Source organism: Aliarcobacter butzleri, from assembly GCF_900187115.1.
In the GTDB taxonomy this organism is placed as follows: domain Bacteria; phylum Campylobacterota; class Campylobacteria; order Campylobacterales; family Arcobacteraceae; genus Aliarcobacter; species Aliarcobacter butzleri.
In genome coordinates this window covers 954,697-978,799 of sequence record NZ_LT906455.1, presented here as the reverse complement: position 1 = coordinate 978,799, position 24,103 = coordinate 954,697, and the positions used below count along the sequence as shown (strand labels likewise).

At 27.2% G+C, this 24,103-nt stretch carries 25 protein-coding genes; 14 read left to right on the top strand and 11 right to left on the bottom strand.

From position 1 onward, the window contains the following. Positions 1-33: 33 nt before the first annotated feature. The 4 genes from hslU to CKV87_RS04855 form a co-directional block, all read right to left on the bottom strand. Entirely contained in the window at positions 34-1,362 is a 1,329-nt protein-coding gene (gene hslU, locus CKV87_RS04870; protein WP_012012693.1) for an ATP-dependent protease ATPase subunit HslU, read from the bottom strand. Between the two features lie 7 nt (positions 1,363-1,369). Beyond that, positions 1,370-1,906: an ATP-dependent protease subunit HslV gene (gene hslV, locus CKV87_RS04865; protein ID WP_004509157.1), complete on the bottom strand. Its 537-nt coding sequence runs from the start codon at positions 1,904-1,906 to the stop codon at positions 1,370-1,372. 5 nt (positions 1,907-1,911) lie between these two features. Next, entirely contained in the window at positions 1,912-2,358 is a 447-nt protein-coding gene (rplI, locus tag CKV87_RS04860) for a 50S ribosomal protein L9 (protein ID WP_012012692.1), read from the bottom strand. Between the two features lie 73 nt (positions 2,359-2,431). Further along, a complete protein-coding gene (locus tag CKV87_RS04855) occupies positions 2,432-3,058 on the bottom strand; it encodes a recombinase family protein (protein ID WP_012012691.1) in 627 nt (208 codons plus the stop codon). A 210-nt stretch (positions 3,059-3,268) separates the two neighbouring features. Here CKV87_RS04855 and CKV87_RS04850 point away from each other — a divergent pair, with 210 nt between their 5' ends. The 8 genes from CKV87_RS04850 (at position 3,269) to ggt (ending at position 11,330) form a co-directional block, all read left to right on the top strand. Next, positions 3,269-3,823 (top strand): UbiX family flavin prenyltransferase, encoded by a 555-nt coding sequence (locus tag CKV87_RS04850; protein WP_012012690.1) that lies wholly within the window; start codon positions 3,269-3,271, stop codon positions 3,821-3,823. 4 nt (positions 3,824-3,827) lie between these two features. Then, a complete protein-coding gene (gene coaD / locus CKV87_RS04845) occupies positions 3,828-4,322 on the top strand; it encodes a pantetheine-phosphate adenylyltransferase (protein WP_012012689.1) in 495 nt (164 codons plus the stop codon). Next, positions 4,313-4,882 (top strand): dTMP kinase, encoded by a 570-nt coding sequence (tmk, locus tag CKV87_RS04840; RefSeq protein ID WP_012012688.1) that lies wholly within the window; start codon positions 4,313-4,315, stop codon positions 4,880-4,882. Before coaD ends, tmk begins: the two co-directional genes overlap by 10 nt. Beyond that, positions 4,872-6,113, top strand: coding sequence for a histidine--tRNA ligase (gene hisS / locus CKV87_RS04835; protein WP_012012687.1), 1,242 nt, complete (start codon positions 4,872-4,874; stop codon positions 6,111-6,113). The genes tmk and hisS overlap by 11 nt, the downstream gene beginning before the upstream one ends. Continuing rightward, on the top strand, positions 6,114-7,925 hold the full coding sequence (speA, locus tag CKV87_RS04830; RefSeq protein ID WP_012012686.1) for a biosynthetic arginine decarboxylase: 1,812 nt from the start codon (positions 6,114-6,116) through the stop codon (positions 7,923-7,925). Continuing rightward, positions 7,915-8,649 carry a serine O-acetyltransferase gene (gene cysE, locus CKV87_RS04825; protein ID WP_004509148.1) on the top strand — a complete coding sequence of 245 codons (735 nt, stop codon included), beginning with the start codon at positions 7,915-7,917 and terminating at the stop codon, positions 8,647-8,649. Before speA ends, cysE begins: the two co-directional genes overlap by 11 nt. A 2-nt stretch (positions 8,650-8,651) precedes the next feature. Then, a complete protein-coding gene (locus CKV87_RS04820) occupies positions 8,652-9,389 on the top strand; it encodes a sulfite exporter TauE/SafE family protein (RefSeq protein WP_004509147.1) in 738 nt (245 codons plus the stop codon). Positions 9,390-9,572: 183 nt separating this feature from the next. Continuing rightward, positions 9,573-11,330: a gamma-glutamyltransferase gene (ggt, locus tag CKV87_RS04815; RefSeq protein ID WP_012012684.1), complete on the top strand. Its 1,758-nt coding sequence runs from the start codon at positions 9,573-9,575 to the stop codon at positions 11,328-11,330. A gap of 48 nt (positions 11,331-11,378) precedes the next feature. On the opposite strand, the gene CKV87_RS04810 is transcribed toward ggt, so the two are convergent. Next, entirely contained in the window at positions 11,379-11,789 is a 411-nt protein-coding gene (locus tag CKV87_RS04810) for a PAS domain-containing protein (RefSeq protein WP_012012683.1), read from the bottom strand. A 510-nt stretch (positions 11,790-12,299) separates the two neighbouring features. Between CKV87_RS04810 and CKV87_RS04805 the strand changes: the two genes are divergently transcribed. Both CKV87_RS04805 and uvrA read left to right on the top strand, forming a co-directional pair. After that, positions 12,300-12,620 carry a hypothetical protein gene (locus CKV87_RS04805; protein ID WP_228126929.1) on the top strand — a complete coding sequence of 107 codons (321 nt, stop codon included), beginning with the start codon at positions 12,300-12,302 and terminating at the stop codon, positions 12,618-12,620. Positions 12,621-12,721: 101 nt separating this feature from the next. After that, positions 12,722-15,535: an excinuclease ABC subunit UvrA gene (gene uvrA, locus CKV87_RS04800; protein WP_012012681.1), complete on the top strand. Its 2,814-nt coding sequence runs from the start codon at positions 12,722-12,724 to the stop codon at positions 15,533-15,535. A 47-nt stretch (positions 15,536-15,582) separates the two neighbouring features. Here the strand turns inward: uvrA and CKV87_RS04795 are convergent, their stop codons facing one another. Beyond that, entirely contained in the window at positions 15,583-15,927 is a 345-nt protein-coding gene (locus CKV87_RS04795; protein ID WP_228126928.1) for a hypothetical protein, read from the bottom strand. Between the two features lie 141 nt (positions 15,928-16,068). On the opposite strand from CKV87_RS04795, the gene CKV87_RS04790 reads away from it, so the two are divergent. Then, positions 16,069-18,432, top strand: a complete 2,364-nt coding sequence (locus CKV87_RS04790; RefSeq protein WP_012012679.1) for an ATP-binding protein — start codon at positions 16,069-16,071, stop codon at positions 18,430-18,432. A 15-nt stretch (positions 18,433-18,447) separates the two neighbouring features. Here CKV87_RS04790 and CKV87_RS04785 read toward each other — a convergent pair whose 3' ends face one another. Genes CKV87_RS04785 through CKV87_RS04770 form a run of 4 tightly spaced genes read right to left on the bottom strand, consistent with a single transcriptional unit; the run spans position 18,448 to position 21,705 of the window. After that, the gene (locus CKV87_RS04785) at positions 18,448-18,852 is read right to left on the bottom strand and encodes a DUF4878 domain-containing protein (RefSeq protein WP_012012678.1); all 405 of its coding nucleotides are present in this window, start codon (positions 18,850-18,852) and stop codon (positions 18,448-18,450) included. A gap of 8 nt (positions 18,853-18,860) precedes the next feature. Next, entirely contained in the window at positions 18,861-19,424 is a 564-nt protein-coding gene (locus CKV87_RS04780) for a YiiX/YebB-like N1pC/P60 family cysteine hydrolase (RefSeq protein ID WP_012012677.1), read from the bottom strand. A 30-nt stretch (positions 19,425-19,454) separates the two neighbouring features. Continuing rightward, complete coding sequence (locus CKV87_RS04775; protein WP_012012676.1) at positions 19,455-20,540, bottom strand: AI-2E family transporter; 1,086 nt, start codon at positions 20,538-20,540, stop codon at positions 19,455-19,457. Positions 20,541-20,574: 34 nt separating this feature from the next. Beyond that, positions 20,575-21,705, bottom strand: a complete 1,131-nt coding sequence (locus CKV87_RS04770) for a hypothetical protein (protein WP_012012675.1) — start codon at positions 21,703-21,705, stop codon at positions 20,575-20,577. 165 nt (positions 21,706-21,870) lie between these two features. Here CKV87_RS04770 and CKV87_RS04765 point away from each other — a divergent pair, with 165 nt between their 5' ends. Then, positions 21,871-22,623, top strand: coding sequence for a DUF4272 domain-containing protein (locus CKV87_RS04765; RefSeq protein WP_012012674.1), 753 nt, complete (start codon positions 21,871-21,873; stop codon positions 22,621-22,623). Positions 22,624-22,657: 34 nt separating this feature from the next. Here the strand turns inward: CKV87_RS04765 and CKV87_RS11695 are convergent, their stop codons facing one another. After that, positions 22,658-22,810: a hypothetical protein gene (locus tag CKV87_RS11695; RefSeq protein WP_014468592.1), complete on the bottom strand. Its 153-nt coding sequence runs from the start codon at positions 22,808-22,810 to the stop codon at positions 22,658-22,660. Between the two features lie 32 nt (positions 22,811-22,842). Here CKV87_RS11695 and CKV87_RS04760 point away from each other — a divergent pair, with 32 nt between their 5' ends. Then, positions 22,843-23,661 (top strand): hypothetical protein, encoded by an 819-nt coding sequence (locus CKV87_RS04760; protein ID WP_012012673.1) that lies wholly within the window; start codon positions 22,843-22,845, stop codon positions 23,659-23,661. Between the two features lie 10 nt (positions 23,662-23,671). Beyond that, positions 23,672-24,058: a phenolic acid decarboxylase gene (locus CKV87_RS04755; RefSeq protein WP_012012672.1), complete on the top strand. Its 387-nt coding sequence runs from the start codon at positions 23,672-23,674 to the stop codon at positions 24,056-24,058. Positions 24,059-24,103 lie beyond the last annotated feature (45 nt).

Sequence of the window (24,103 nt, the reverse complement as noted above, 5' to 3'; positions counted from 1 at the left end):
TTATAAAAATTATTGTATCTAAATATTATTAAATTACAATATATATCTTGCAGTATCTACATTATCAACAATATCATCTAATTTATCAGATACAAGTTCTTTAGTAACAACAACTTTTGTACCTTTTTTTTCATCAGCTTCAAAAGAGATATCTTCAATAACTTTTTCTATAACTGTATGAAGTCTTCTTGCTCCTATATCTTCAGTTTTTTCATTTGCTGTAACTGAATATTTAGCAAAAGCTCTTATTGCTTCATCATCAAACTCTAACTCAACACCTTCAACTTCTAAAAGTGCTTTATACTGTCTAAGAAGTGAATTTTTTGTATTTGTTAAAATCTTGTATAATGCTTCTTCATCAAGAGATTCTAACTCAACTCTTAAAGGAAATCTTCCTTGAAGTTCAGGAATTAAATCACTTGGTTTTGATACATGAAATGCACCAGCAGCTATAAATAAAATATGGTCAGTTTTGATTTGTCCAAATTTTGTTTGAACGCTACTTCCTTCAACTATTGGAAGTAAATCTCTTTGAACACCCTCTTTTGATGGATCTTGTCCATTATTTTTTTTACCAGAAGCGATTTTATCAATTTCATCTAAAAAGATAATTCCACCGTTTTCACATCTTTTTAAAGCTTCAATTTTTATTGCTTCTTGGTCAAGTAAACTTTCACTCGCAACACTTCTTAATAAAATTTTGGCGTCTTTGATTGTAACTTCTTTTTTGATTTTATCTTTATTCAAACTACCAAGCATTTTATTTAAACTCTCTTGCATAGAACTCATATCAAAAGGTAAACTTGAATCAATTATTTCAACATGTGCTTTTTTAGGAAGTTCTATCTCAATTTTTTTATCATCTAAAATACCTTCTAAAAGCTTTTTTTCCATAGTATTATATGTTTTAATAAAAGCTTCTTTCGCACTATCACTTGCACTTTCAGGAAGTGGTGGAACAAGTTTTTCTATAATTTTTTTATTTACTTCATCATCAATTTTATCTTTGATTTTTTCTTCAAATTCTCTTGTTACTAGATTAATTCCTTCATATACTAAATCTCTAATCATAGATTCAACATCACGACCTACAAATCCAACTTCAGTATATTTACTCGCTTCTACTTTTACAAAAGGTAATCCCATCATTTTAGCTAATCGTCTTGCTATTTCAGTTTTACCAACACCAGTATTTCCTATCATTAGAATATTTTTAGGCATTATTTCTTCTTGAAGTTTTGGCTCAACTCTCATTCTTCTATATCTATTTCTTAAAGCTAATGCTATTGTTTTTTTTGCATCTTTTTGCCCAATGATATAATCATCTAAATAAGCAACTATTTGCTTTGGTGTCATATCCATATTATTTTTAATCCTCTAACTTTAATATTTTTATATTTTGATTTGTATAAATACAAAGTTCTCCAGCAATCATAAGTGACTCTTTAACCAATTCTTCTTCGTCCAAACTTGAGTGTTTTGCTAAAGCTCGCGCTGCAGAAATAGCAAAGTTTCCACCACTTCCAATACTAGCAATCGCTCCATCTTCTGGTTCAACAACATCACCATTTCCACTTAAAATAAATATTTTTTCTTTATTTAAAACTATCATCATAGCTTCTAATCTTCTTAGAACTTTATCTTTTCGCCACTCTTTAGAAAAAGCAATAACTGATTTTAATAAATCACCTTTACAAGCTTCTAAATGTCCTTCGAACATATCAAAAAGATTAAAAGCATCAGCTGTACTTCCAGCAAATCCAGCCAAGATTTGGTCTTTATAAAGTGTTCTAATTTTTGTTGCATTTCCTTTTAAAACAGTATTTCCAAAAGTAACTTGACCGTCACCTCCAATTACTGCTTTATTTTTACCCTTATATGCAAGTATTGTTGTTGCATCAAACATATAAATTACTCCGCAATTACATCAATTTTTAATTTTGCATGAATTGAATGCCCTAATTTACAATCAACTTCATAAATTCCAATAGTTTTTATTTTATTATCTAATGCAATATTTTTTTTATCAATCATAATTGAAAATTGTTGCTCTAGGGCATCACTAACTTCTTTATTTGTTACACTTCCAATTAAATGCCCATTTGCTCCAACTTTATGTTTAATTGTTAATTTTGTAGCATTTAATTTTTCAGCTAATTCTTTAGCTTGTGCAATTTCTTGTTCTTCTTTAAGTGCTAATTTTTTTTGTTCAGCTTTATGTTTATTTAAAACATCAGTTGTTGCGTGTAATGCTAAACCTTTTCCTATTAAAAAATTTTTCCCATATCCGTCAGCTACTTCTTTTATTTCACCAGCTTTCCCTAAACTTTTTACATCTTTAATCAATAATACTTTCATAAATTCTCCATTTTTTATTAGTAAATTCAATTTTACTATATTTTTTTTAAATCATAATAAAGAGGTTTTAAACCTATTTATCATTTACTTTGTCTTTTATTTTTCTTTTTCTAACATAATTATTAAGTCCTATATGATTGTTATAACCTAATAATTTTGATATTTTTCTAACACTTAATCCAACAGCTAAAAGCTCTTCAATCTTATCTCTTTGTAAATCAAACTTAGATTTTTGGATTGTTCCTTTTGGTTTACCTAAAGCCATACCATTTAATTTTTTGGCTGTTAAAGCCTCTTTTGTTCTTAAACTCATCAACTCTTTTTCTAAAGTTACAGTCATAGAAATAACACCTAAAATCATCTGAGTTAACATATCTTTATCATCTAATAAATCAAGATTTTGTTCAACCACAATAATTCTAATTTTATTTGCTAATAAAAATTTTACTATCTCTAAAATAGTCTCTATTGTTCGTCCAAATACATTTAGATTTGCAACTACAATTATTGAGTTTTTTTCACAATTTTCTAACAATTGCAAAATATTTTTTTCTTCAGCAGGTGTGCTTATATTTATCTCAATATTTTTATAAACTTGCAAATTATGTTTAACAATATACCCTTGAATTGCTTCTTTTTGTTCTTGTGTATATTTATCGTTATTCTGATTATTTCTAATGTAAGTGAAGATTTTTGACATAATAAATCCTTTCATAATGAAGTAAACTTAAAATATTTTTTATTAAACAATATGTTTAATTTTTATCAAAAATTTATACAAGATGTTAGCACTTATAATATTAATTCAAACTTACAATAATTACTTTTATAATTAAAAATATTTAATCGATTGAATTCAAAGTTGTTTTTTGATATTATCAATTTTCATATATAAAATCAAAGGTTTTCATTGAAAATAACAGTGGCAATTTCAGGCGCTAGTGGAGTTAGTCTGGCTTTAAACTTTATAAAACAAATACCAAAAGATTTTGAGGTTTTTGTAGTATTTTCTAAAAGTTCAAAAAGAGCTTTAAAGCTTGAAAATAATATATCAACGAAAGAATTATTTAAGGATGAAAAAAATATAACTATTTTTAAAGATTCTGATATTGGTGCAAGTATTGCATCTGGTTCTTTTAAAGTTGATAAGATGATTATTCTTCCATGTAGCCAAAATACTTTAGCAAAATGTGCTGTTGGAATAGCAGATAGTTTAATAACTAGAGCTTTTACAGTAATGCTAAAGGAAAAAAGAGAGATTGTTATTGCTCCTAGAGAGATGCCATTTAATACAATTTCACTAAAAAACATGTTGATATTATCAAAATTAGGAGTTACAATTGCACCTCCAATTTTAGGATATTATAGTAATCAACAAAGTTTAGAAGATATGGAAAATTTTTTGGTTGGAAAATGGTTTGATTTATTAAAAATAGATAATACCTTATACAAAAGATGGAAATAAAATTATGTCAAAAGAGATAAATACAAATATTGGCTCATATAAAAAAGCTATTTATAGTGGTACTTTTGATCCAATTACAAATGGTCATTTAGATATTATAAAAAGAGCAACAAATATTTTTGATGAAGTAGTTATTGCTGTTGCAAAAAGTGAATTAAAAAAACCTATGTTTTCACATGAACAAAGAGTAGAATTTGTAGAAGCTGCAACTTCTCATTTAGAAGGTGTTAAAGTTTTAGGTTTTGATACTTTACTTGTTGATTTGGCAGCTTCTTTAGAAATTAATACAATTATTAGAGGATTAAGAGCTGTTTCTGATTTTGAATTTGAGTTACAAATGGGATATGCAAATTCATCAATAAACAAAAAATTGGAAACTTTATATCTTATGCCAACATTAGAAAATGCCTTTGTAAGTTCAACAATAGTAAGAGAAATCATAAGATTTAATGGTAAATTTGAGCATTTGGTTCCTGCAAGAGTTGTGCAATGTATGTAAGTATCGAGGGAATTGATACTGCTGGAAAATCAACTCAATTAAATATCTTAGAAAAGACGTTTCCAAATGCAATTTTTACAAAAGAGCCAGGGGGAACAGCTTTAGGTATAAAATTAAGAGCGATGGCACTTGGTGGTGAAGCAAAATCAAGTATTGCAGAAATGTTTTTATTTTTAGCTGATCGAGCTGAACATATTGAAGAAGTTATAAAACCAAATAAAAATAGTTTGGTTATTTCTGATAGATCGGTGGTTTCTGGAATTGCTTATGCAAATCAATTTGAAATAGATAAATTAATAGAATTAAATTTAATAGCAACTTCAAATATTTTACCAACACATATAATTTTACTTGAATTAACACCTGAAGAGCTTAAATTTAGACTTTCGCAAAAAGCAAATGATTCAATAGAATTAAGAGGAATTGATTATTTAATAAATATTCAAAATAGAATGAAAGAAACAATAAAAAAATTAAATGTTAATCATATTTTTATAGATGCAAGTTTAAAAATAGAAGATATAGCAAAAACAATAGAGGATTTTTTAAATGTCAAATAGTGAACAAAAGAGTACAAAAACTATTCAAAGTTTAAGAGGTATGAAAGATATAGTAAATGAAGAGAGCACTTTATTTACTTATTTTATTGAAAATGCTTCAAAAATTGCTAAAAATTATGGATTTTCATATCTTGAAACTCCACTTTTAGAAGAGACAGCTTTATTTAAAAGAAGTGTAGGAGAAAGTAGCGATATCGTAAATAAAGAGATGTATCAATTCATAGATAAAGGTGAAAATGATGTTTGTTTACGACCAGAAGGAACAGCAGGAGTTGTAAGACACTTTGTAGAAAAAAAACTTGATCGTGCTGGTGGAAACTATAAATGGTACTATTATGGTCCAATGTTCAGATATGAAAGACCACAAAAAGGAAGATTAAGAGAGTTTCACCAATTTGGTTGTGAAGTATTTGGAATAGATTCAGTTTACGAAGATGCAAATATAATTATTATGATAAAAGAGATTTTAGACTTCTTTGGTATAGGTTTTATTTTAAAATTAAACTCACTTGGTTGTAAAGAGTGTATGCCTCCATATAAAGAGAACCTAGTAAAACATTTAACATCTTTTAAAGATGAACTTTGTGAAGACTGTAATAGAAGAATTTTGACAAATCCAATCAGAGTTTTAGACTGTAAAAATGAAAAATGTCAATCATTATTAGTAAATGCTCCAAAAATTACAAATAATTTATGTAATTCTTGTAATGATGATTTTGAGAAATTAAAAGAGATTTTAGATTTTAATAATATTTCTTATGAAATTGATTCAAATTTAGTAAGAGGACTTGACTACTATAATAAAACGGCTTTTGAGTTTGTAAGTAATGAAATTGGTGCTCAAAGCGCAATAGCTGGTGGTGGAAGATATGATAGATTGGTTGAGTTTTTAGGTGGAAAATCAACAGCTGGAATTGGATTTGCTATTGGTATTGAAAGATTATTAGAATTAATAAAAATGCCAAAAGTAGAAGAAGATATAGTTTATCTTGGTGCACTTGATGAAAAATCTTTAAATACAGTAATAAAAACTGCAATAAAAAAGAGAAAAACAACAAAAACTTTAGTAGAATACGCGCCACGAAGCTTTGGAAAACATTTTGGAATAGCTGAAAAGCTAGGAGCAAATATTGTTGCACTAATTGGGGAAAATGAGCTTAATAGTGGAACAATTTATATAAAAAATATAAAAACTCAAGAGCAAATAAACAAAAAGTTAGAGGAATTTTAAGTGAATAGTAAATATGGTATAGATATCTGGAGTGATGGTAACTTTTTTATTGAAGATGGTGTTGCAAAAATAAATCATGATTGCAAACCTTCAATTATTTCAATTGTGAAAAAAATAAGAAAACAAGGATTTAAAGGTCCTTTACTTCTTAGATTTCCACATATTACAAAAAAGCAGATAAAGACACTTTATACCACATTTAATTCAAGTATCAAAGAGTATGATTATAAAGGAAAATTTAATGCTGTTTTTCCTCTAAAAGTTAATCAATTACCAAACTTTGTTCATCCACTTACAAGTGCTGGTAAAAAATACAATTATGGATTAGAAGCTGGAAGTAAAGCTGAATTAATCATAGCTATGACTTACAATAATTTAGGAAGTCCAATTACAATAAATGGATTTAAAGATAAAGAGATGATTCATTTATGTTTTATTGCAAAAAGTATGGGACATAATATCACTATTATTATTGAAGGTTTAAATGAACTAGAGATGATAATTGAAGTTTTAAATGAATCAAAACTAGAATCTCCAAATATTGGATTAAGAGTAAGACTTCATAGTGGAGGAAGTGGTTTATGGGCAAAAAGTGGAGGAATAAATTCTAAATTTGGATTAACTTCTACTGAAATTTTAGAAGCTTATGAACTTATGGAAGAGAATGATTTAGTTGACTATTTAACTATGATTCATTTCCATATTGGTTCAGCTATGAACTCTATTAAACCACTAAAAAAAGCTTTAAGAGAATCTGGTCATATTTATGCAGAACTTAAAAACTTAGGAGCGATTAATCTATCATCAATAAACATTGGTGGAGGATTAGCAGTAGAATATAGTGCTTATGAAAGAACAAGATTCTACTCTCTTTCGGAGTTTGCAAATGATGTTGTCTTTACTTTAAAAGAGATTGCTAAACAAAAAGGTGTTGATGAACCAAATATATTTACAGAATCTGGAAGATTTATAAGTGCAGCTTCGACTGTACTTATAACTCCTGTTCTTGAACTATTTTCAGCAGAATATGAATTAAGTCATTTAAAATTTAAAGATAAAAATCCTCCTTTAATTCAAGAATTACATGATTTATTTAAAGATATGACTAAAAAAACAGCTTATGAGTTTATGCACGATAGTATTGATCACATGGAATCACTTTTAACTCTATTTGATTTAGGTTATATTGATTTACAAGATAGGTCAAACGCTGAAATTTTAACTCATCAAATTATAAAAAAAGCTATTTCATTACTTCAAATTGATGATTATGAAGAACTTAAAAAATTTGATAAAAATATTCAAGAAAAATATCTATTAAACTTTTCATTATTCCAATCATTGCCTGATTATTGGGGAATAAATCAAGAGTTTCCTATCATGCCAATAACTCATTTGGACAAAAAACCAACAAGAAGTGCTTCATTATGGGATATTACTTGTGATAGTGATGGAGAAATTCCTTTTGATATGAAAAAACCTCTATATTTACATGATGTAAATCTAAATAAAGAGGATTATTTCTTAGGATTTTTCAATGTTGGAGCATATCAAGATACTTTAGGAATGAAACATAATCTTTTCTCACATCCAACAGAAGTAAATGTTGTATTTAAAGATGGAGAAGTTCATCTTGAAAAGATTTTAGAATCACAAAAGATTATCGATATTCTTGAAGATATAGATTATGATACAGATGAAATAAAGGCGATTTTAAACAAAAATTTGGCGCCTAAGATATATACAGAATTAGAAAAATATTTAAATCAAAATAGTTATTTAAAAACTATTTGGAGCTATTATGACGAATAAAAAAGAATTAACTTTATGGCAACAAATAAAAGAAGATTTTAATGTTCCAAAACTAAATGACCCTGCATTTGATTCAAACTTTGAGATATTTTTTAACTATCCTGGAGTTTGGGCAATAATAAATCATAGAATTGCAAATAGATTATATAAAAAAGGGTTCAAAAAACTAGCAAGAATGCTAACTGGTATTTGCTCTATTTGTACAAAAACAGATATTCATCCAGCAGCAACTATTGGAAGAAGAGTTTTTATTGACCATGCTATTGGTGTTGTTATAGGATCTACTACTATTGTTGAAGATGATGTTTTGATTTATCAAGGTGTAACTTTAGGTGGAGTAAGTCTTGATAAAGGTAAACGACACCCTACTATTAAATCAAATGTAGTTATTGGAAGTGGTGCAAAAATCTTAGGAAATATCACAATTGGGCAAAACTCAAAAATTGGGGCAAACTCTGTTGTTGTTGTTGATGTTCCTGATAACTCAACTGCAGTTGGAGTTCCTGCAAGAATTATTAGAAAAGATAAAAAGATTTGTAAACTTGCACATAATGAACTACCAGATATCAATAAAGAGATGTTTAAATATCTAATAGAAAGAATCTCTATTCTTGAAGTAGCACTAAAAGAACAAGATGGGATCGATGTAAGTGAAAAAGATGCAAAACTTGAAAAAGAGTACAACTCTTTTATAGAGACTTTAAACTCTACTAAAAAGGCCTGATTTTGGATTATACATTAGTTATTTTAGGGTTAATTACTGGATTTACTTCTGGTTTTTTTGGAATTGGAGGTGGAAGCATCTTAATTCCCATGCTTTTAGTTTATGGATTTATGATGAAAGAAGCTGTTGCAATTTCTATTATGCAAATGGTTTTCTCATCAATTTACGGTTCAATCATAAATGCAAAAAAAACTAAAGGTCTTTTAAGAGATGGAACTATTTTAGGAGTTGGAGCAAGTATTGGAGGGATGGTAAGTGGATACTTTCTACCTGCTGTTCCAGATATATATTTACAATATCTTTTTATAGCTTCTTTACTTTATACAGTTTATACAATATTTAAAGCCCCTGCTTCACAAACTATCGAACAAGATGACAAAAGCTTTTTAGTTTTACTTCTTATTGGTATGTTTGTTGGAGTTATGGCTATGAGTATTGGGATTGGTGGTTCTTTATTACTTCTTCCTATTTTAGTTGGATTTTTAAAATATGACTTAAAAGTTGCAACGGCTTTAGGACTATTTTTTGTAATTTTCTCATCTATTGGTGGATTTATTTCAACTTCAATTTTTGGAAATATGCTTTATTTAGAAGGAGCAATGGTTGGTGTTGGGTCACTTATTGGAGTTTATTTTGGAATCAAAGTAAAAGACAGAGTAAAATCAACTTCATATAAAAAATATGTTTTACTTCTAAACCTTCTAGTTTTAACTGTAACAATTTATAAAACATTCTTTTAATTTAAAAGAATGTTTTTTATACATAATATTTATCATTTTTTGTTTAATAATTTTTCTTATAATATTAAAAAAATTGTATATTGAATAAACAATATTTTATAATTTGCATTTATATTTTTTGTTACCATTATTTATTAAATTAAAATGTTATTTAATTTAAAATAACTATAAAAAGAAGTTAAAATGAAACTAGAAAAAAAAGAATTGTTTTCAAAATTAGCACTTTCAACATTACTATTAGGTAGTTTTGTTACATCAATTTATGCTGAAACACCTCCAGGCAAATATTGTAACACGGCATCAGCTTGTCTTGATCCAATGGTTACTCATGCCGCTGTAACTACTCCAAACTATTTAGCAACACAAGCTGCAATAGAAACTTTGCAAAAAGGTGGAAATGCTGTTGATGCCGCGATTTCTGCAGCATCAACGTTAGCTGTTGTTTATCCTCAAATGAACACAATAGGTGGTGATAATTTTTGGTTAATTTATAATGCAAAAACTAAAGAAGTAAAAGCACTAAATGCAAGTGGTAGAGCAGGAGAAAATGTTAGTATTGATTTTTATAAATCAAAAGGTTATGACAAAATTCCAAATCGTGGTTATCTATCTGCTAATACTGTACCAGGAATTGTATCTGGTTGGGATGAAGCGTATAAATATGCATCAAAATCTATGACAAATAAAGGTTTACCTTGGAAAGAACTATTTAATAAATCTATCTTATATGCATCAGAAGGTTTTGCTGTTACACCTTCTTTAGCTAGATGGCAAGCAATTAATACAGATACTAAAGATTCTATTACTCGAAATTTACAACGTTTTGATGAGTTTAAACACGTTTATCTTAAAGAAGATGGTTCACCTTATCAAGTTGGCGAGATATTAAAACAACCTGATTTATCTAAAACTTTAAAACTTATTGCAAACAAAGGAGCTAAAGAATTTTATGAAGGTTCGATAGCTAAAGCAATTGTTAAAGATTTAAAAGAAAATGGAGGAGTATTAACTTTAAATGATTTTAAACAACATACTGCAGACTGGGTTGACCCTCTTTCAATTAAATATCGTCAATATACAGCTTATAATTTACCACCTAATACTCAAGGTATGGCTTCACTTGAAATTCTAAATATATTAAATAATTTTGATTTAAGTTCAATTCCTGAGGGTTCTGCTGATTATTATCATTTAATGACAGAAGCAACAAAAGAAGCTTTTATCGATAGAGATAAATATTTAACTGATCCCACTTTTTCACCAATTCCATTGGATTTTTTACTTTCTGAACAGCATGGTAAAGATCAATCAGAAAGAATTGATATGAATAAAACAGCAGGAAAAAATCCTCCACTTGAACCAAAAGGTGATACTATTTGGCTTGGAGTAATAGACAAAGATGGTAATGCAGTATCTCTTATTCAAAGTATTTATTGGGATTTTGGTTCTGCAATTGTAGCAAAAGGAACAGGTGTTCTTTTACAAAACCGTGGAAGTTTTTTCTCTCTTAATCCTAATAATATTAATCACTTAGAACCTAAGAAACGAACTTTCCACACTTTAAATGCGGCAATGATGTTAGACAAAAATAATCAACCAATATTAATTTATGGAACAATGGGAGGAGAAGGTCAACCACAAACACAAGCAGCAATTGCAACACGTGTAATTGACTATGGAATGAGTGTTCAAGATGCAGTTGCAGCACCTCGTTGGTTATATGGTCGTACTTGGGGTTCAGAGTCTAATTCATTAAAATTAGAAGGACGTATTTCACAAGATGTTGTACAAACATTAAAAGACAAAGGACAGCCTATTGAAGTCCTAGATGAATATACAGATACAATGGGTCATGCAGGAGCTATATCAATTAATCAAGATACTGGTGTCATAAGTGCAGCAACTGATCCTCGTAGTGATGGTTTAGCCGCTGGTTATTAATAATTTTAAAACTCTAGGAATTTCTAGAGTTTTAAGTTATATTACACTTTAACTAACTCTCTTTTCCTCTTCCATCCAAGTTTTATATAACTCTTCTGCTTTAGCAATTTCTTGATTTGAAGCTTTTCTTCTACAAGATAAGTAACCACTTTCTCCATTTTGAGTAACAAAAGGATAAACTGTTGCAAAAACCCAATAAAATCCACCAGATTTTGTAGCATTTTTTACATATCCTGTCCATACTTTACCACTTTTTACAGTATCCCATAAATCTTGAAAAGCAACTTTTGGCATATCTGGATGCCTTACAATACTGTGTGGTTGTCCTATTAACTCATTTATATTATATTCTGCGATTTTACAAAAATCACTATTTGCAAATAATATAACACCATTCCTATCTGTTTCACTAACTAAAAATGCATAATCATCTAATACTGTTTCTTTTTGTGCAACCATTCCAAACTCCTTAGAATTTTCTTATTTTAAATTAATAAAATTACAAATTAGTTACTTTATAAATTATTAAATGATTATATAAAAAAATATTCAGAATTTAGTATAAAATTGTATAAAATTTCAACATTTTATGAATGTTCATTCATATTTTTATTTATTTTATGATTTACTCTCTTTTTTAAAAAATTAATTTCACTAAAAAATTTACTTTTTTTCTCCTAAATTTTAGTCTCTATACTATATAATTCCAAAAAAATTCAACCTAAAAAAGGTGCTCAAATAGAAAATTCAAAAGTAAAAACAAGCCTTATTTTAATTCTTTCACTTATTGTAAGTGTAGTTATTTTATTCTTTATTCCTCAAACACAAGAGTATGTAGTTTATTCATTTGTAGTAATTTACACTAGTACTATTTGGATTTATGATGTATTATTGACTTCATATCCACTTCCTATATGGTTGTTATTAATTATCTGCATCTTAGCTTTTATTAGTGTAATAAAATTTTTATTGTTATTTACAAATAATAAAAAAGAAGAATATACGAAATATGTAAAAGATTCTATCTATGATGCAACTTGGAGATGGAAATGGAGAAAAGATGATATAGTTGATCTACAATGTTATTGTCCAAAATGTGACTCAATCCTGATATATGATGATAGTTCTTGTAATATAACATATAATGATCTTGCAAAAACAGATTTTATTTGTGAAAAATGTGACTCACAAATAATAACAAGTATTCATGGTGGAAATAAAAAATATGCTGCAAACACTATAAAAAGAGAAATTCAAAGACGAATTAGAACACAAGAATACAAAATCTAAGACATTTTAGATTTTGTTTTTTTATAATTTAAAATAGTTATTAATAGACAATTATATATATCTATCTTATAATATCAGCTTCAAAATTTTAAAGGCAAAATATGAACGATACAATAAAAATTTTTAATGCTAAAGAGAATAATTTAAAAAATATAAATCTTGAAATTCCAAAAAATCAACTTATAGTTTTTACAGGACTTAGTGGAAGTGGAAAATCAACACTAGCTTTTGATACACTTTATGCAGAAGGACAAAGAAGATATATCGAGTCTTTATCATCTTATGCGAGACAATTTTTAGATAAGGTTGGAAAACCTGATGTTGAAAGAATAGAAGGTTTAACTCCTGCAATTGCCATTGATCAAAAAACAACATCAAAAAATCCTCGTTCAACAGTTGGAACAATAACTGAAGTTTACGACTATTTTAGACTTTTATTTGCAAGAATTGGAAAACAACATTGCCATCAATGTGGAAAACCTATCTCTCAAATGAGTGCTAGTGATGTTATAAATCAAGTTCTAACACTTCCTGAAGAGTCAAAAATAGTAATTCTTGCTCCTTTAGTAAATAGAAAAAAAGGAACATTTGCTGACCTTTTAGAAAGCCTTAGAAATAAAGGTTATGTAAGAGCAATGATTGATGGTGTTATGGTTAGACTTGATGAAGATATTGAACTAGCAAAAACACAAATGCACACAATCAAAGTAGTAATAGATAGAGTTACAGTAAAAGAAGAAAACAAAGATAGAATTGCTCAAGATGTTGAAAAAGGTCTAAAAGAGAGTTTTGGAGAACTTGAAGTTGAAATAGCAAACTTTGAAGAAGTTGGAACTGAAAAATTAATCCACTACTCTGAACATATGGCTTGTTTTGACTGTAAAATCTCTTTTGAACCTCTTGAACCTTTATCATTTTCATTTAACTCGCCAAAAGGTGCTTGTCCTGCGTGTGATGGATTAGGTATTCGATATACACTTGATATGAAAAAAGTAATAGATGAAGATTTAACTATCGAAGATGGAGCTATCAAAATCATCTATGGATTTAACAAAGGCTTTTATTTTAAAATGCTGATTGCCTTTTGTGAACAAAATGATATAAATATAAAAATTCCTTTTGGTGACTTAGAAGAACATCAAAAAAAAGCTATTTTACATGGAACTGTTGATGAAGTTACATTCTTTTGGAAAAAACATAAATTATCAAGAAAATGGGATGGTATTATAAAACTTGCATACGATATGATAAAAGATGAAAAAGAGATGAGTGAATACATGACTGAAAAGAGATGTGATACTTGTAATGGAAATCGTCTTAAACCATCATCTTTGAGCGTTTTTGTAGCAAATAGAACAATTCCTGATATTTTAAATATTCCTATTGAAGATGCACACGCATTTTTCCAAGATGAGAAAAACTTTGCATATTTAAACGAACAAAATAGGATGATTGCAACACCTATTTTAAAAGAAATTCGTGAAAGAATCTACTTTTTATATGATGTAGGACTTGGATATATAACTTTAGGAAGAGATGCACGAACTATAAGTGGTGGAGAAGCTCAAAGAATAAGAGTTGCTTCGCAAATTGGTTCAGGTCTAACTGGAGTTATGTATGTCCTTGATGAACCATCTATTGGACTTCACGAAAGAGATACAAACAAACTAATCAAAACTTTAAGAGCCTTACAAGAAAAAGGAAACACTGTAATAGTTGTTGAACACGATAAAGAGACTATTCAAGCAGCAGATTTTATTGTTGATATTGGACCAAAAGCAGGTAAATTTGGAGGGGAAATTGTATTTGCTGGAACATTAAAACAGATGAATAAAGCAAAAACTTTAACAGCTCAATATGTAACTGGAGCAAAAAAAATCGATTATGTTCACAACAGACCTCAAGAAGAATTTATAGAGATAAAAAATGTAAACATAAATAATATAAAAAATCTTGATGTTCAAATTCCACTTAAAAATCTTGTTTCAATAACAGGAGTTAGTGGAAGTGGAAAGTCATCTTTAATTTTACAAACTCTACTTCCAGTTGCAAAAGAGCTTTTAAATAGAGCTAAAAAAGTAAAAAAAGTAGATGGTGTTGAGATTGAAGGTTTAGAAAAACTTGATAAAGTAATCTATCTTGACCAAAGCCCAATAGGAAGAACTCCACGAAGTAATCCAGCAACTTATACTGGACTTATGGATGATATTAGAGATCTGTTTGCTAAAACAAAAGAAGCAATGCTTAGAGGTTATAAAATTGGAAGATTCTCTTTTAACGTAAAAGGCGGACGTTGTGAAAAATGTCAAGGAGAAGGTGAAATAAAAATTGAAATGCACTTCTTACCTGATATTATGGTGAAATGTGATGCTTGTCAAGGGCATAGATATAATGCTCAAACTTTAGAGATAATGTATCGAGGTAAAAATATCTCTGATGTTTTAAATATGAGTGTGGATGAAGCTTTAGAATTTTTTGCAAAAGTTCCTAAACTTTATGCAAAGCTACAAACTTTAAGTGATGTTGGACTTGGATATATCACTTTAGGACAAAATGCTATTACACTTTCAGGTGGTGAAGCACAAAGAATAAAACTAAGTAAAGAATTAAGTAAAAAAGATACAGGAAATACTTTATATGTTTTAGATGAACCTACAACTGGACTTCACTTTGCTGATGTTGATAGATTGACAAAAGTTTTACATCATTTAGTTGAACTTGGAAATTCTGTACTTGTGATTGAACATAACCTTGATGTTATCAAAAATTCTGATTGGGTTATTGATATTGGACCTGAAGGTGGAAGTAAAGGTGGAAAAGTTGTTGATATTGGAACACCTGAGTTTTTAGCAAAAAATCACAAAAAATCTGGTTCTTACACTGGATACTATTTGGATAAAGAGATAAATAATTAAAATAAAAAAAGGTTGAAATATATAAATTTCAACCTTTTTTACTACACTCAGCTTTGTTGTAGATTTTGTATATAAGCCTTAATCTTCATCATCTGCTCTGTTGGATACTGATTTTCAACTTTTCCTCTTTCAACTTTTACAAAAAAATCTCTTGAGTTTACGTTATATCCAAAATTAGTATTTGTTAAGAGAACTTCATACTTTTGTGATGTCGCTGATTTTTGATTTTGTACTTGGCTGGCATTTGAACTTTCTTTTGATTTTTCTATCGATTTTTCTTGAATGCTTTCCAAATTTTGTCTATTTTTTATCTCGGCTGACTGAGATGACGTTTGCACTTTTTGAACTTCTAAAGCCTTATTGTCAGTAAACTGACTTAGTTTAGACACCATTCCATATTCCATAATTAAGCTCTCCTTTCTTAATATTAGATTATTTGAGGAATTATACTACAAAAAAATAATTTTTACAAATAAAATTTATTATTAACAAATATATATTATAATAAGCCCATCAAATAATAAAGGTTTGTTATGAATAGTACTTTTGATTATGAAAAATTAAAACTTTTTTATATCGGAAAAGAGAAAATTGATGATAATTTTGTTCCTTTAGTTTATAAAAACAAAGATTTATTAACTCATGCGGCAATTATAGGAATGACTGGAAGTGGAAAAACTGGTCTTGGAATTTCACTACTTGAAGAAGCAGCAATTGATAATATTCCATCAATTATAATTGACCCAAAAGGTGATATGACAAACCTACTTTTAACATTTCCTTCTTTACAAGGAAGTGATTTTGAGCCTTGGATAGAAGAACAAGATGCTTCAAATAATGGTTTATCAGTAAAAGAGTTTGCACAAAATACTGCAAATTTATGGAAAAATGGATTAGAACGTGATTTTCAAAATGCAAGTAGAATAGAAAAACTAAAAAATTGCGCTGATTTTACTATTTATACACCAGGAAGTGATGCGGGAGTTCAAATATCAATTTTATCATCATTTAAAGCTCCAAATAAAGAAGTTATTGAAGATAATGATTTACTAGTTTCTTTGGTAAACTCGACTGTTTCTTCAATCTTATCTTTGATTGAAGAAAAAAGTGATACTACTTCAAAAGAGTCTATTTTAATCTCTTCAATTTTTATGAACTATTTTAAAGAAAACAAAGATTTAACTTTAGAAGAGTTAATTACATTGATTGTTACTCCTCCTTTTTCAAAAATTGGAGTTTTTGATTTAGAAACATTTTTTGCTCAAAGTGAAAGACTCAAACTTGCTTTAAAATTAAATAATATTATTGCAAATCCATCTTTTAAAACTTGGATTGAAGGTGAAACTTTAGATATTTCAAATCTACTTTATGATGAAACAGGAAAAGCAAAAGTTTCTATTTTCTCAATAGCTCATCTAAATGATTCTCAACGAATGTTTTTTGTTTCACTATTATTAAATCAAATGGTTTCTTGGATGAGAAGACAAGAGGGAACAACTTCACTAAAAGCCCTACTTTATATGGATGAGATTTTTGGATATTTTCCACCAAACTCAAATCCACCATCAAAACAACCGATGTTAACACTTTTAAAACAAGCTAGAAGTTTTGGAATTGGGATTATTTTATCTACTCAAAATCCAGTTGATATAGACTACAAAGGTTTAGCAAATATTGGAACTTGGTTTATAGGAAGACTTCAAACAAAACAAGATAAAGAAAAAGTAATAGATGGTTTAAGTAGTGCAAATGAAGGAAATCTAAATAAAGATGAAGTTATGAATCTAATATCAAATTTAGAAAAAAGAAACTTTATTCTTAAAAATATAAATGAAGATGGAATTAAAATATTTGAGACAAGATGGGCTTTATCTTATCTAAAAGGTCCAATTTCAAAAGATGGCATAAAAAAACTTATGAGTGAAAAGAAAAAACAAAATATTCCAACTCAAAAAATAGAAAATGAAAACCAAACAACACAAATAAATATAGAAAAAGGTATTCCAAAACCTATAATAACTTCTAATTTAACTGAAAAATACCTATATAGTTCACAAAATAGTGCTTATTATTTACAACCTTATTTGATTTGTTCTTGTGATGTTCATTATATTGATGCACCAAAAAATATTGATTTTGAAGAAAAAATATCATATAAAATATATTTAGATGAAAATATGAAAAATATCGATTTTGAAGAAAAAGAAGAACTAGGAAATAACTCTTTTGAAGAAAAAGAGAAACCAAATTCTTTTTATTATGAGCTACCTAGTTTTGTACAAAAAGAGAAAGATTTAAAAGTAATAGAAAAAGATTTTATGGATTATATTTATAGAAGTTCAAAATTAACTCTATACAAAAATGAATTTTTGAAAATAACTTCAAAACAAACTGAGAGTTTAAATGACTTTAAAATCAGACTTCAAGATAGACTAAATGAAAAAATAGACTTTGAAGTAGAAAAACTAAAAATAAAATTTGTAAAAGAAAATGATTCTATTGAAGCTAAACTTTCAAAACTTTATGAAAAATTGCAAAAGGAAGAAATTCAAGCAACATCGACTACAACAGATACGATTATTTCAATAGGAACTTCTCTTTTAGGAGCTTTTTTTGGAAACTCAGTTATCAATAAAACAAACATTGGAAAAGTTGCAACTAGTGCAAAAGGTGCTTCAAAAATACTAAAAGAAAGAAATGATGTAAAACAAGTTGAAAATGAAATATTAGAACTTCAACAACAAAAAGAGGCTTTAAAAACACTACTTGAAAATGAAATTGAAAAAATCAACTTAGCAAATCAAAGTTCAAATTTTCCTATTGAAGAGATATTTATAAAACCAAAAAGAAGTGATATTTATAATACAAAACTTGCACTTTTATGGCAGGAGCAATAAAAAGAGATTCTCTTTTTATCTGCTATAAAAAGACTTTAGACTTAAATTTACTTTCCATTGCTCTTCTATTTTACTTACATGAATTTTTTCTCTTATAATCTTTCCATCGGTAGTGTATTCTTCTACTGTTACAACTGTTGTTGTTGGATCAATTTCTAAACTATCTACAACTTTAAATTTTGTAAACTTTTGAAAACTATCTTTCATACAATCTGATAAATCTTTAGTACATTTTGCAAAAGATATATTCATAATATCTTGAGTTGATTCTGTAGAATATTTATGATAATCCTCTACATTACCCTCTTTTACAGAATAAAAAAAGTTTTCAGTTGCATCAGCTGCTGTTTCTTCAAAACAACCGCTAAAAAGAATTAAACTTACTAGACTTAAAAAAGTTATTTTTATAAAATTTTTCATATTTTTCCTTAAAAATTGATCTCATATCTTTTTTTCAATTTAATATTTTTGACTATACTATCTACTGTAATAATCTCTTTATTATCTATATTTTGTAAATCTGTATATAAATTTTCACCATGTAGTTTAAAAAAAACTTCATTAATAAATTCTGTATTATATAGCTTATCATGGTTATTTTTATAAAATTCAAGAATAGCCAAAATAAGATTTTTATCAACATCAGTAAAGTATTTATAAACAGCTATTTTTTTTGAAGACTTTACAAAATCTTCGACTTTTTGAGCTTGAAGAAAACTATGATTTTCATCACTTTTTAGATAAAAAACAACGGCATTATCACCACTTGTTACAACTATTCCTACTTGAGAATAACCTAAATTATCAACACTAAAAGATTTATCAAGAACATCATCATCTTTTTTTCTAAAGATAATATCACCACTTTGAAGCTTTGCTGATACTTTTGCATATTCATCTAAATATTTGTATTTATCTGAATTCATAAACTTATCCAACTGATAAATTGCTACAAAAATTATAACTACTAATGCGAAAAGTCTAATTACCATTATTTTGTTTCCCTATAATATTACGATATTTTATAATAACTTTTTTAAAATATCTTCTTTTTTATCAAATATTTTTCCATCTTCTGATAGTAAAATAGCCAAAGTTTTTGTACTTTCAAATTGAGAAAGAATAATTAGTAAAATCATCATTATTGGAACAGCTAAGAACATACCAATTGTTCCCCACATTGCTCCCCAAATAACTAAAGATAAAATCACTACAAATTGAGATATATTTAATTTATTTCCCATAAGTTTTGGATAAATTATATTTCCTACTACAAATTGGATAATAACTAAAGCTGTAAATAATCCTACTATATCAGAATAATCTGTAAATTGAATTAAAGCAAATATTGTAGGGATTAAAACTGCAATTATACTTCCAATAGTTGGAATAAAATTTAAAATAAAAGCAATAAACCCCCATAATATAGCACCTTGCAAAGAGAAATATTGACAAATTATAAAAGTTAAAAATCCTGTTACTAAACTCACTATTGTTGTAATTAAAATATAAGTTCTAACACCTTTTGAAACAGAAGTTAAGATATGTTCTGCTTTTTGTCTATTTTCCTCTTTACTAAAAAGTGCATTTAGTTTTTGATTAAAAAACTGTTGGTCAATAAGTAAAAATAACACATATAAAAATATTTGTACTAAGTTACTAAAAATCGAACTAAAAGCTGTAAAAATTTTATTTAAAGCACTTGATAAATTAAACTCTTGAAAAAACTTTTCTAATGGATCTTTTAAATCAATAGAAGTCATTATTGATATTTTTTCAATAACTATATTTATTTTTGAATCAAGTTGAGAAACAATAGAACTCAACTCTATCATACTTGAAGTTATAAATGCTCCAACTTTAATCATAAAATAGATGATTATAAATAAAGACAAAGGAATTGCAATTATATTTAATATCTTTTGTTTTATAAAAGGAATCTTTTTTATCTCATTTGCTAAAGCATTTATCAAAAACCAAATAAAAAACGCTATTGCAATAGGAGTTAAAATACTACTTAAACTGTTAAAAGAGTAAATCACCAAAAACATAAAAGCAAAAAAGTAGAATGCTTTTGCGAAATTTGTATCATTTTTTAAGTTTTCCAAAATAACTCCTTTATCTTAAAATAAATACACTATTTTATTTAATAAGAGAAATATGCTTTAATATATGTTTTATATTATCAACTGTTAAATGATGTTTTTCTTCTAAAATTTTCATAAAAAATCTAACTTCTGCATTTGTAAATCCATCAAGTTCTTTATCTTTTATAGAAACTTCATTTTCTTGAAGTCTTACTCTTTTTAATTTATCATTTGTCTCTTTTACATAATAAACTATATCAATTTGTGTTTGATTTACTTTTTCTAAAGTCACAATAATCCTATTTGACCTTGCTTCTAAATCAAACTCTTCATATAAAACTTTGAACTCTTCACTTGTTGTATATCCAATATATAATTTTGTGTATATATCAAAATATAAAGACATTTTTGCTGATGAAAAGAATCTCAAATCAACCACAAATCTGGGATTTTGTCTTGAAGTATTTAATATCCATTCTAAAGTAGGAAAATATGGGAATTTTTTATATTTTATTTTATAAGCTTCAATATATTTATCATTTTTTGGAACTTCTAAAGTTTGAACATCATTTTTTACTTTTTTTGCAAAAATGATTTTTTCTATTAGTTCTTTATCTTCCAAATCTTTTGTAACCCAAATAGTTGCATAAGGTGGAAAGTTTTTAAGTCCAACTGAACCTTGTGTTACAACTATCAAAGCTTTAATATTTAAAGTTGGAAAAATCATCTTAAGCAAAGCATACTTTTTAACTAATCTTTTATTTAAACTTGCTGTTTTTTTCGATGTGCTCATCTCTACAAAATATAAACTATCTTTTGTAAAAAACAGTGCGTCAAATTCGCTTATATCTTTGTACGCTGATTTATATACTATTTGTGAACTACTATCTATTAAAAGTCCACTTTTTATAAAGTGGTTTTCTTTAGCTTGATATGGTCCTTTTAATACAAACCTTGTAATTTCATCTTGAGTTAAAACATACTTTAGTAATAACTCATAAATGATATTTTCATAAATCTCTCCAATAAAACTGCTATATGCAGTTATATATGAAATATCATCTTTTGAAGTGTTGTTTTTTACTAAAGCTTTTAAACTTTTATTATCATAAGAGTAATGAAAAAGATTTTCTTTTATATCTTCTATTTCTAGTTGTTTTATTTTATCTGTAATTTCTAATTTCAAGTTTTCTCTTCTAAAATCTATATTTAAGTGTTTTTGATTATATCTAAAAAAACTTATTTTGTCATTTGTTTATTGTAATCTATCATTTAGTGTTAATTTAATTTAAATTGCTTCAAAATAATTATTTGGTACAATAGAGAACTTACTATTTAACAGAGGTTATCAATGGATAATAAAAATTTTAATGAAGAAAATAACTTAAAAATACATCGTGGAGAATCTAAACAAAAAGATAATATTGAAGCTATTATGGAAAGTGAAAATAGAAAACAACAATCTATTGATATACTAAAAAAATCAAATATTCCTTATATTGAACACTTACCACGAATTGAAAGCTCATTTGATATTAAACCAAGAACTATAGAAGAGATTGCCCGTCGAGCACTTGCTTGTCTAATGGCAATACAAGTTGCTTGTGATATAAACACAAATAGTGAAGTTGAACATTCACGTCAAGCTTTCAAAGAAAGATTAAAGATATACAGTGTAGAAAATGAACTAACTGAAGCTGAAAAAGTAATTTTCGATGGAGTACCAACACAACAAGAAGCGATAAATATGGCTTGGAAATATGAAGCTTATTGGGTACTTATTTGGGCATTAGGATTTGTAGATGAACTAGAATATCCATCTGATATTTGTGATTGTCAATATGCAATTAATGTTGTAATTTCTTGCAAAGATTTAAACGAATTTCTACAAGAAGCAAAATTAAGAAATATCCACGAAATTCTAGACGAAGCCGATTTGATTTATAGATATAATTGGGCTTGTGTAAATGCACGATTAAAAAATGAAGAAGCACCTGAAGATTTAAATTCTAGCGTAGTTTATGAAAGACATTGGGCATTGAATTGGCTAATTGGAAAAGAGACTCACAATGATGAATGGGACTTTGTTTCAACTGATACATAATTAGAATTTTATTTATTTTCAAAAAAGATGGAATCTAATCAAACCTTTTAAAATCATCATCTTCACTTCCATCTTTTTTTCTATTTTTAAATTTCCACATAGTAATAAAATACTTCACACTAGAAAAGCTTAAGAATAAAGCTATCAAAAAAAGAACAACATACATCAATATCACAACCGTTTGCATATTTTTTCCTTTTATTTTGTATAATCTATTTTATGAAAACATTTATTTTAAACAACATAAACAAGCTTATTTTACTACTTTTTTCTTTGATTATTTTATTTCTTGCTAGTTCTTTTACTATCGATGAAAGTGCGAAAAAGATGGTTGATGAGTCATTTAAACAAGCTGTTATTGTATTTGGAAGTGCAAAAGCTTTAAATGGTGTGATTTCTCTAGCTCAAGGAACGGAAATAAATCTGCCTTTTGTGGTTGTAGCTATTGGGCAAATACTTGACCCAATAAATGACTTAGTAGAGCAATTTTCTCTTATAATGCTTGCTAGTTTGGTTTCTCTTGGTATTCAAAAAATTTTACTAAATTTTGTAACAAATGAGATATTTAACTACATATTATTTGCTTTTATTATCATTTTTAATATTTGGCTTTTCAAACGATTTACAAATGATGATAAACTAAGAACTCTTTTTTTCAAAATTACATTTATTTTTATCTTTTTGAGATTTTCTATTCCTATGATTAGTTATGTAAATGATTTTACATACAACTATTTTATAAAACCAGAATACAACATAGAAGTTTTAAATGATAATATTTTAAAAGTAACAGATGATGTAAGTAAAATCAATCAAAATACAATAGAACAAAAAGAAGAGAGTTCATTTTTTGGAAAAATAACTGAAAAATTTGATTTAAGCTTTTATGAAAAGAAAATTGATGAGTATAAAAATGCAGTTGATAACTCAAGTGAATATATGATAGATTTGATTATAGTTTTTATATTTCAAACTATTTTATTGCCAATAGTTTTTTTATATATTTTGTATGTTTTCATAAAAAGAATTGTTTTATAAAGGAGTTAAAATGAAATGGTCGATAGGTATTATCACAATTATGGTTATGTTTTTAGGGTTTAGTGGATGCAACAATACAGCAAATACAAAAGATGAAGTAAGTTTAGTAGGTAAAATCTTTGAATATGATTATGGAACAGCAGGTTATCGTGTAGAGTATAAATCAGATGATGTACTTCACTGGAAAGCTATCAAAGGTGAAGAAACAGGTAGAGAATCTGATGAAGCATATAAAATGCAAAAGCTTGGTGAAAATGTGTATTTTGTATCTTGGGTTGAAGCAGATGGGCTTGGTGCAAATGTTGTTTTAAATCTTAAAGATAAAAAAGTTAATGCTTTTTTGAAAATTGATAGAGAGATTATTCCTCTAAGTGGAACAGTAACTATTATAAAATAGTTAAAATTTATTTTATATATTATTTCATTCCCAACAAAACGATGG

Coding starts and splice junctions, on each gene's coding strand:
- hslU (WP_012012693.1), bottom strand. CDS start 1,362: ATGGATATGACACCAAAGCAAATAGTTGCTTATTTAGATGATTATATC.
- hslV (WP_004509157.1), bottom strand. CDS start 1,906: ATGTTTGATGCAACAACAATACTTGCATATAAGGGTAAAAATAAAGCA.
- rplI (WP_012012692.1), bottom strand. CDS start 2,358: ATGAAAGTATTATTGATTAAAGATGTAAAAAGTTTAGGGAAAGCTGGT.
- CKV87_RS04855 (WP_012012691.1), bottom strand. CDS start 3,058: ATGTCAAAAATCTTCACTTACATTAGAAATAATCAGAATAACGATAAA.
- coaD (WP_012012689.1), top strand. CDS start 3,828: ATGTCAAAAGAGATAAATACAAATATTGGCTCATATAAAAAAGCTATT.
- tmk (WP_012012688.1), top strand. CDS start 4,313: ATGTATGTAAGTATCGAGGGAATTGATACTGCTGGAAAATCAACTCAA.
- hisS (WP_012012687.1), top strand. CDS start 4,872: ATGTCAAATAGTGAACAAAAGAGTACAAAAACTATTCAAAGTTTAAGA.
- cysE (WP_004509148.1), top strand. CDS start 7,915: ATGACGAATAAAAAAGAATTAACTTTATGGCAACAAATAAAAGAAGAT.
- ggt (WP_012012684.1), top strand. CDS start 9,573: ATGAAACTAGAAAAAAAAGAATTGTTTTCAAAATTAGCACTTTCAACA.
- CKV87_RS04810 (WP_012012683.1), bottom strand. CDS start 11,789: ATGGTTGCACAAAAAGAAACAGTATTAGATGATTATGCATTTTTAGTT.
- uvrA (WP_012012681.1), top strand. CDS start 12,722: ATGAACGATACAATAAAAATTTTTAATGCTAAAGAGAATAATTTAAAA.
- CKV87_RS04795 (WP_228126928.1), bottom strand. CDS start 15,927: ATGGTGTCTAAACTAAGTCAGTTTACTGACAATAAGGCTTTAGAAGTT.
- CKV87_RS04790 (WP_012012679.1), top strand. CDS start 16,069: ATGAATAGTACTTTTGATTATGAAAAATTAAAACTTTTTTATATCGGA.
- CKV87_RS04785 (WP_012012678.1), bottom strand. CDS start 18,852: ATGAAAAATTTTATAAAAATAACTTTTTTAAGTCTAGTAAGTTTAATT.
- CKV87_RS04780 (WP_012012677.1), bottom strand. CDS start 19,424: ATGGTAATTAGACTTTTCGCATTAGTAGTTATAATTTTTGTAGCAATT.
- CKV87_RS04765 (WP_012012674.1), top strand. CDS start 21,871: ATGGATAATAAAAATTTTAATGAAGAAAATAACTTAAAAATACATCGT.
- CKV87_RS11695 (WP_014468592.1), bottom strand. CDS start 22,810: ATGCAAACGGTTGTGATATTGATGTATGTTGTTCTTTTTTTGATAGCT.
- CKV87_RS04760 (WP_012012673.1), top strand. CDS start 22,843: ATGAAAACATTTATTTTAAACAACATAAACAAGCTTATTTTACTACTT.
- CKV87_RS04755 (WP_012012672.1), top strand. CDS start 23,672: ATGAAATGGTCGATAGGTATTATCACAATTATGGTTATGTTTTTAGGG.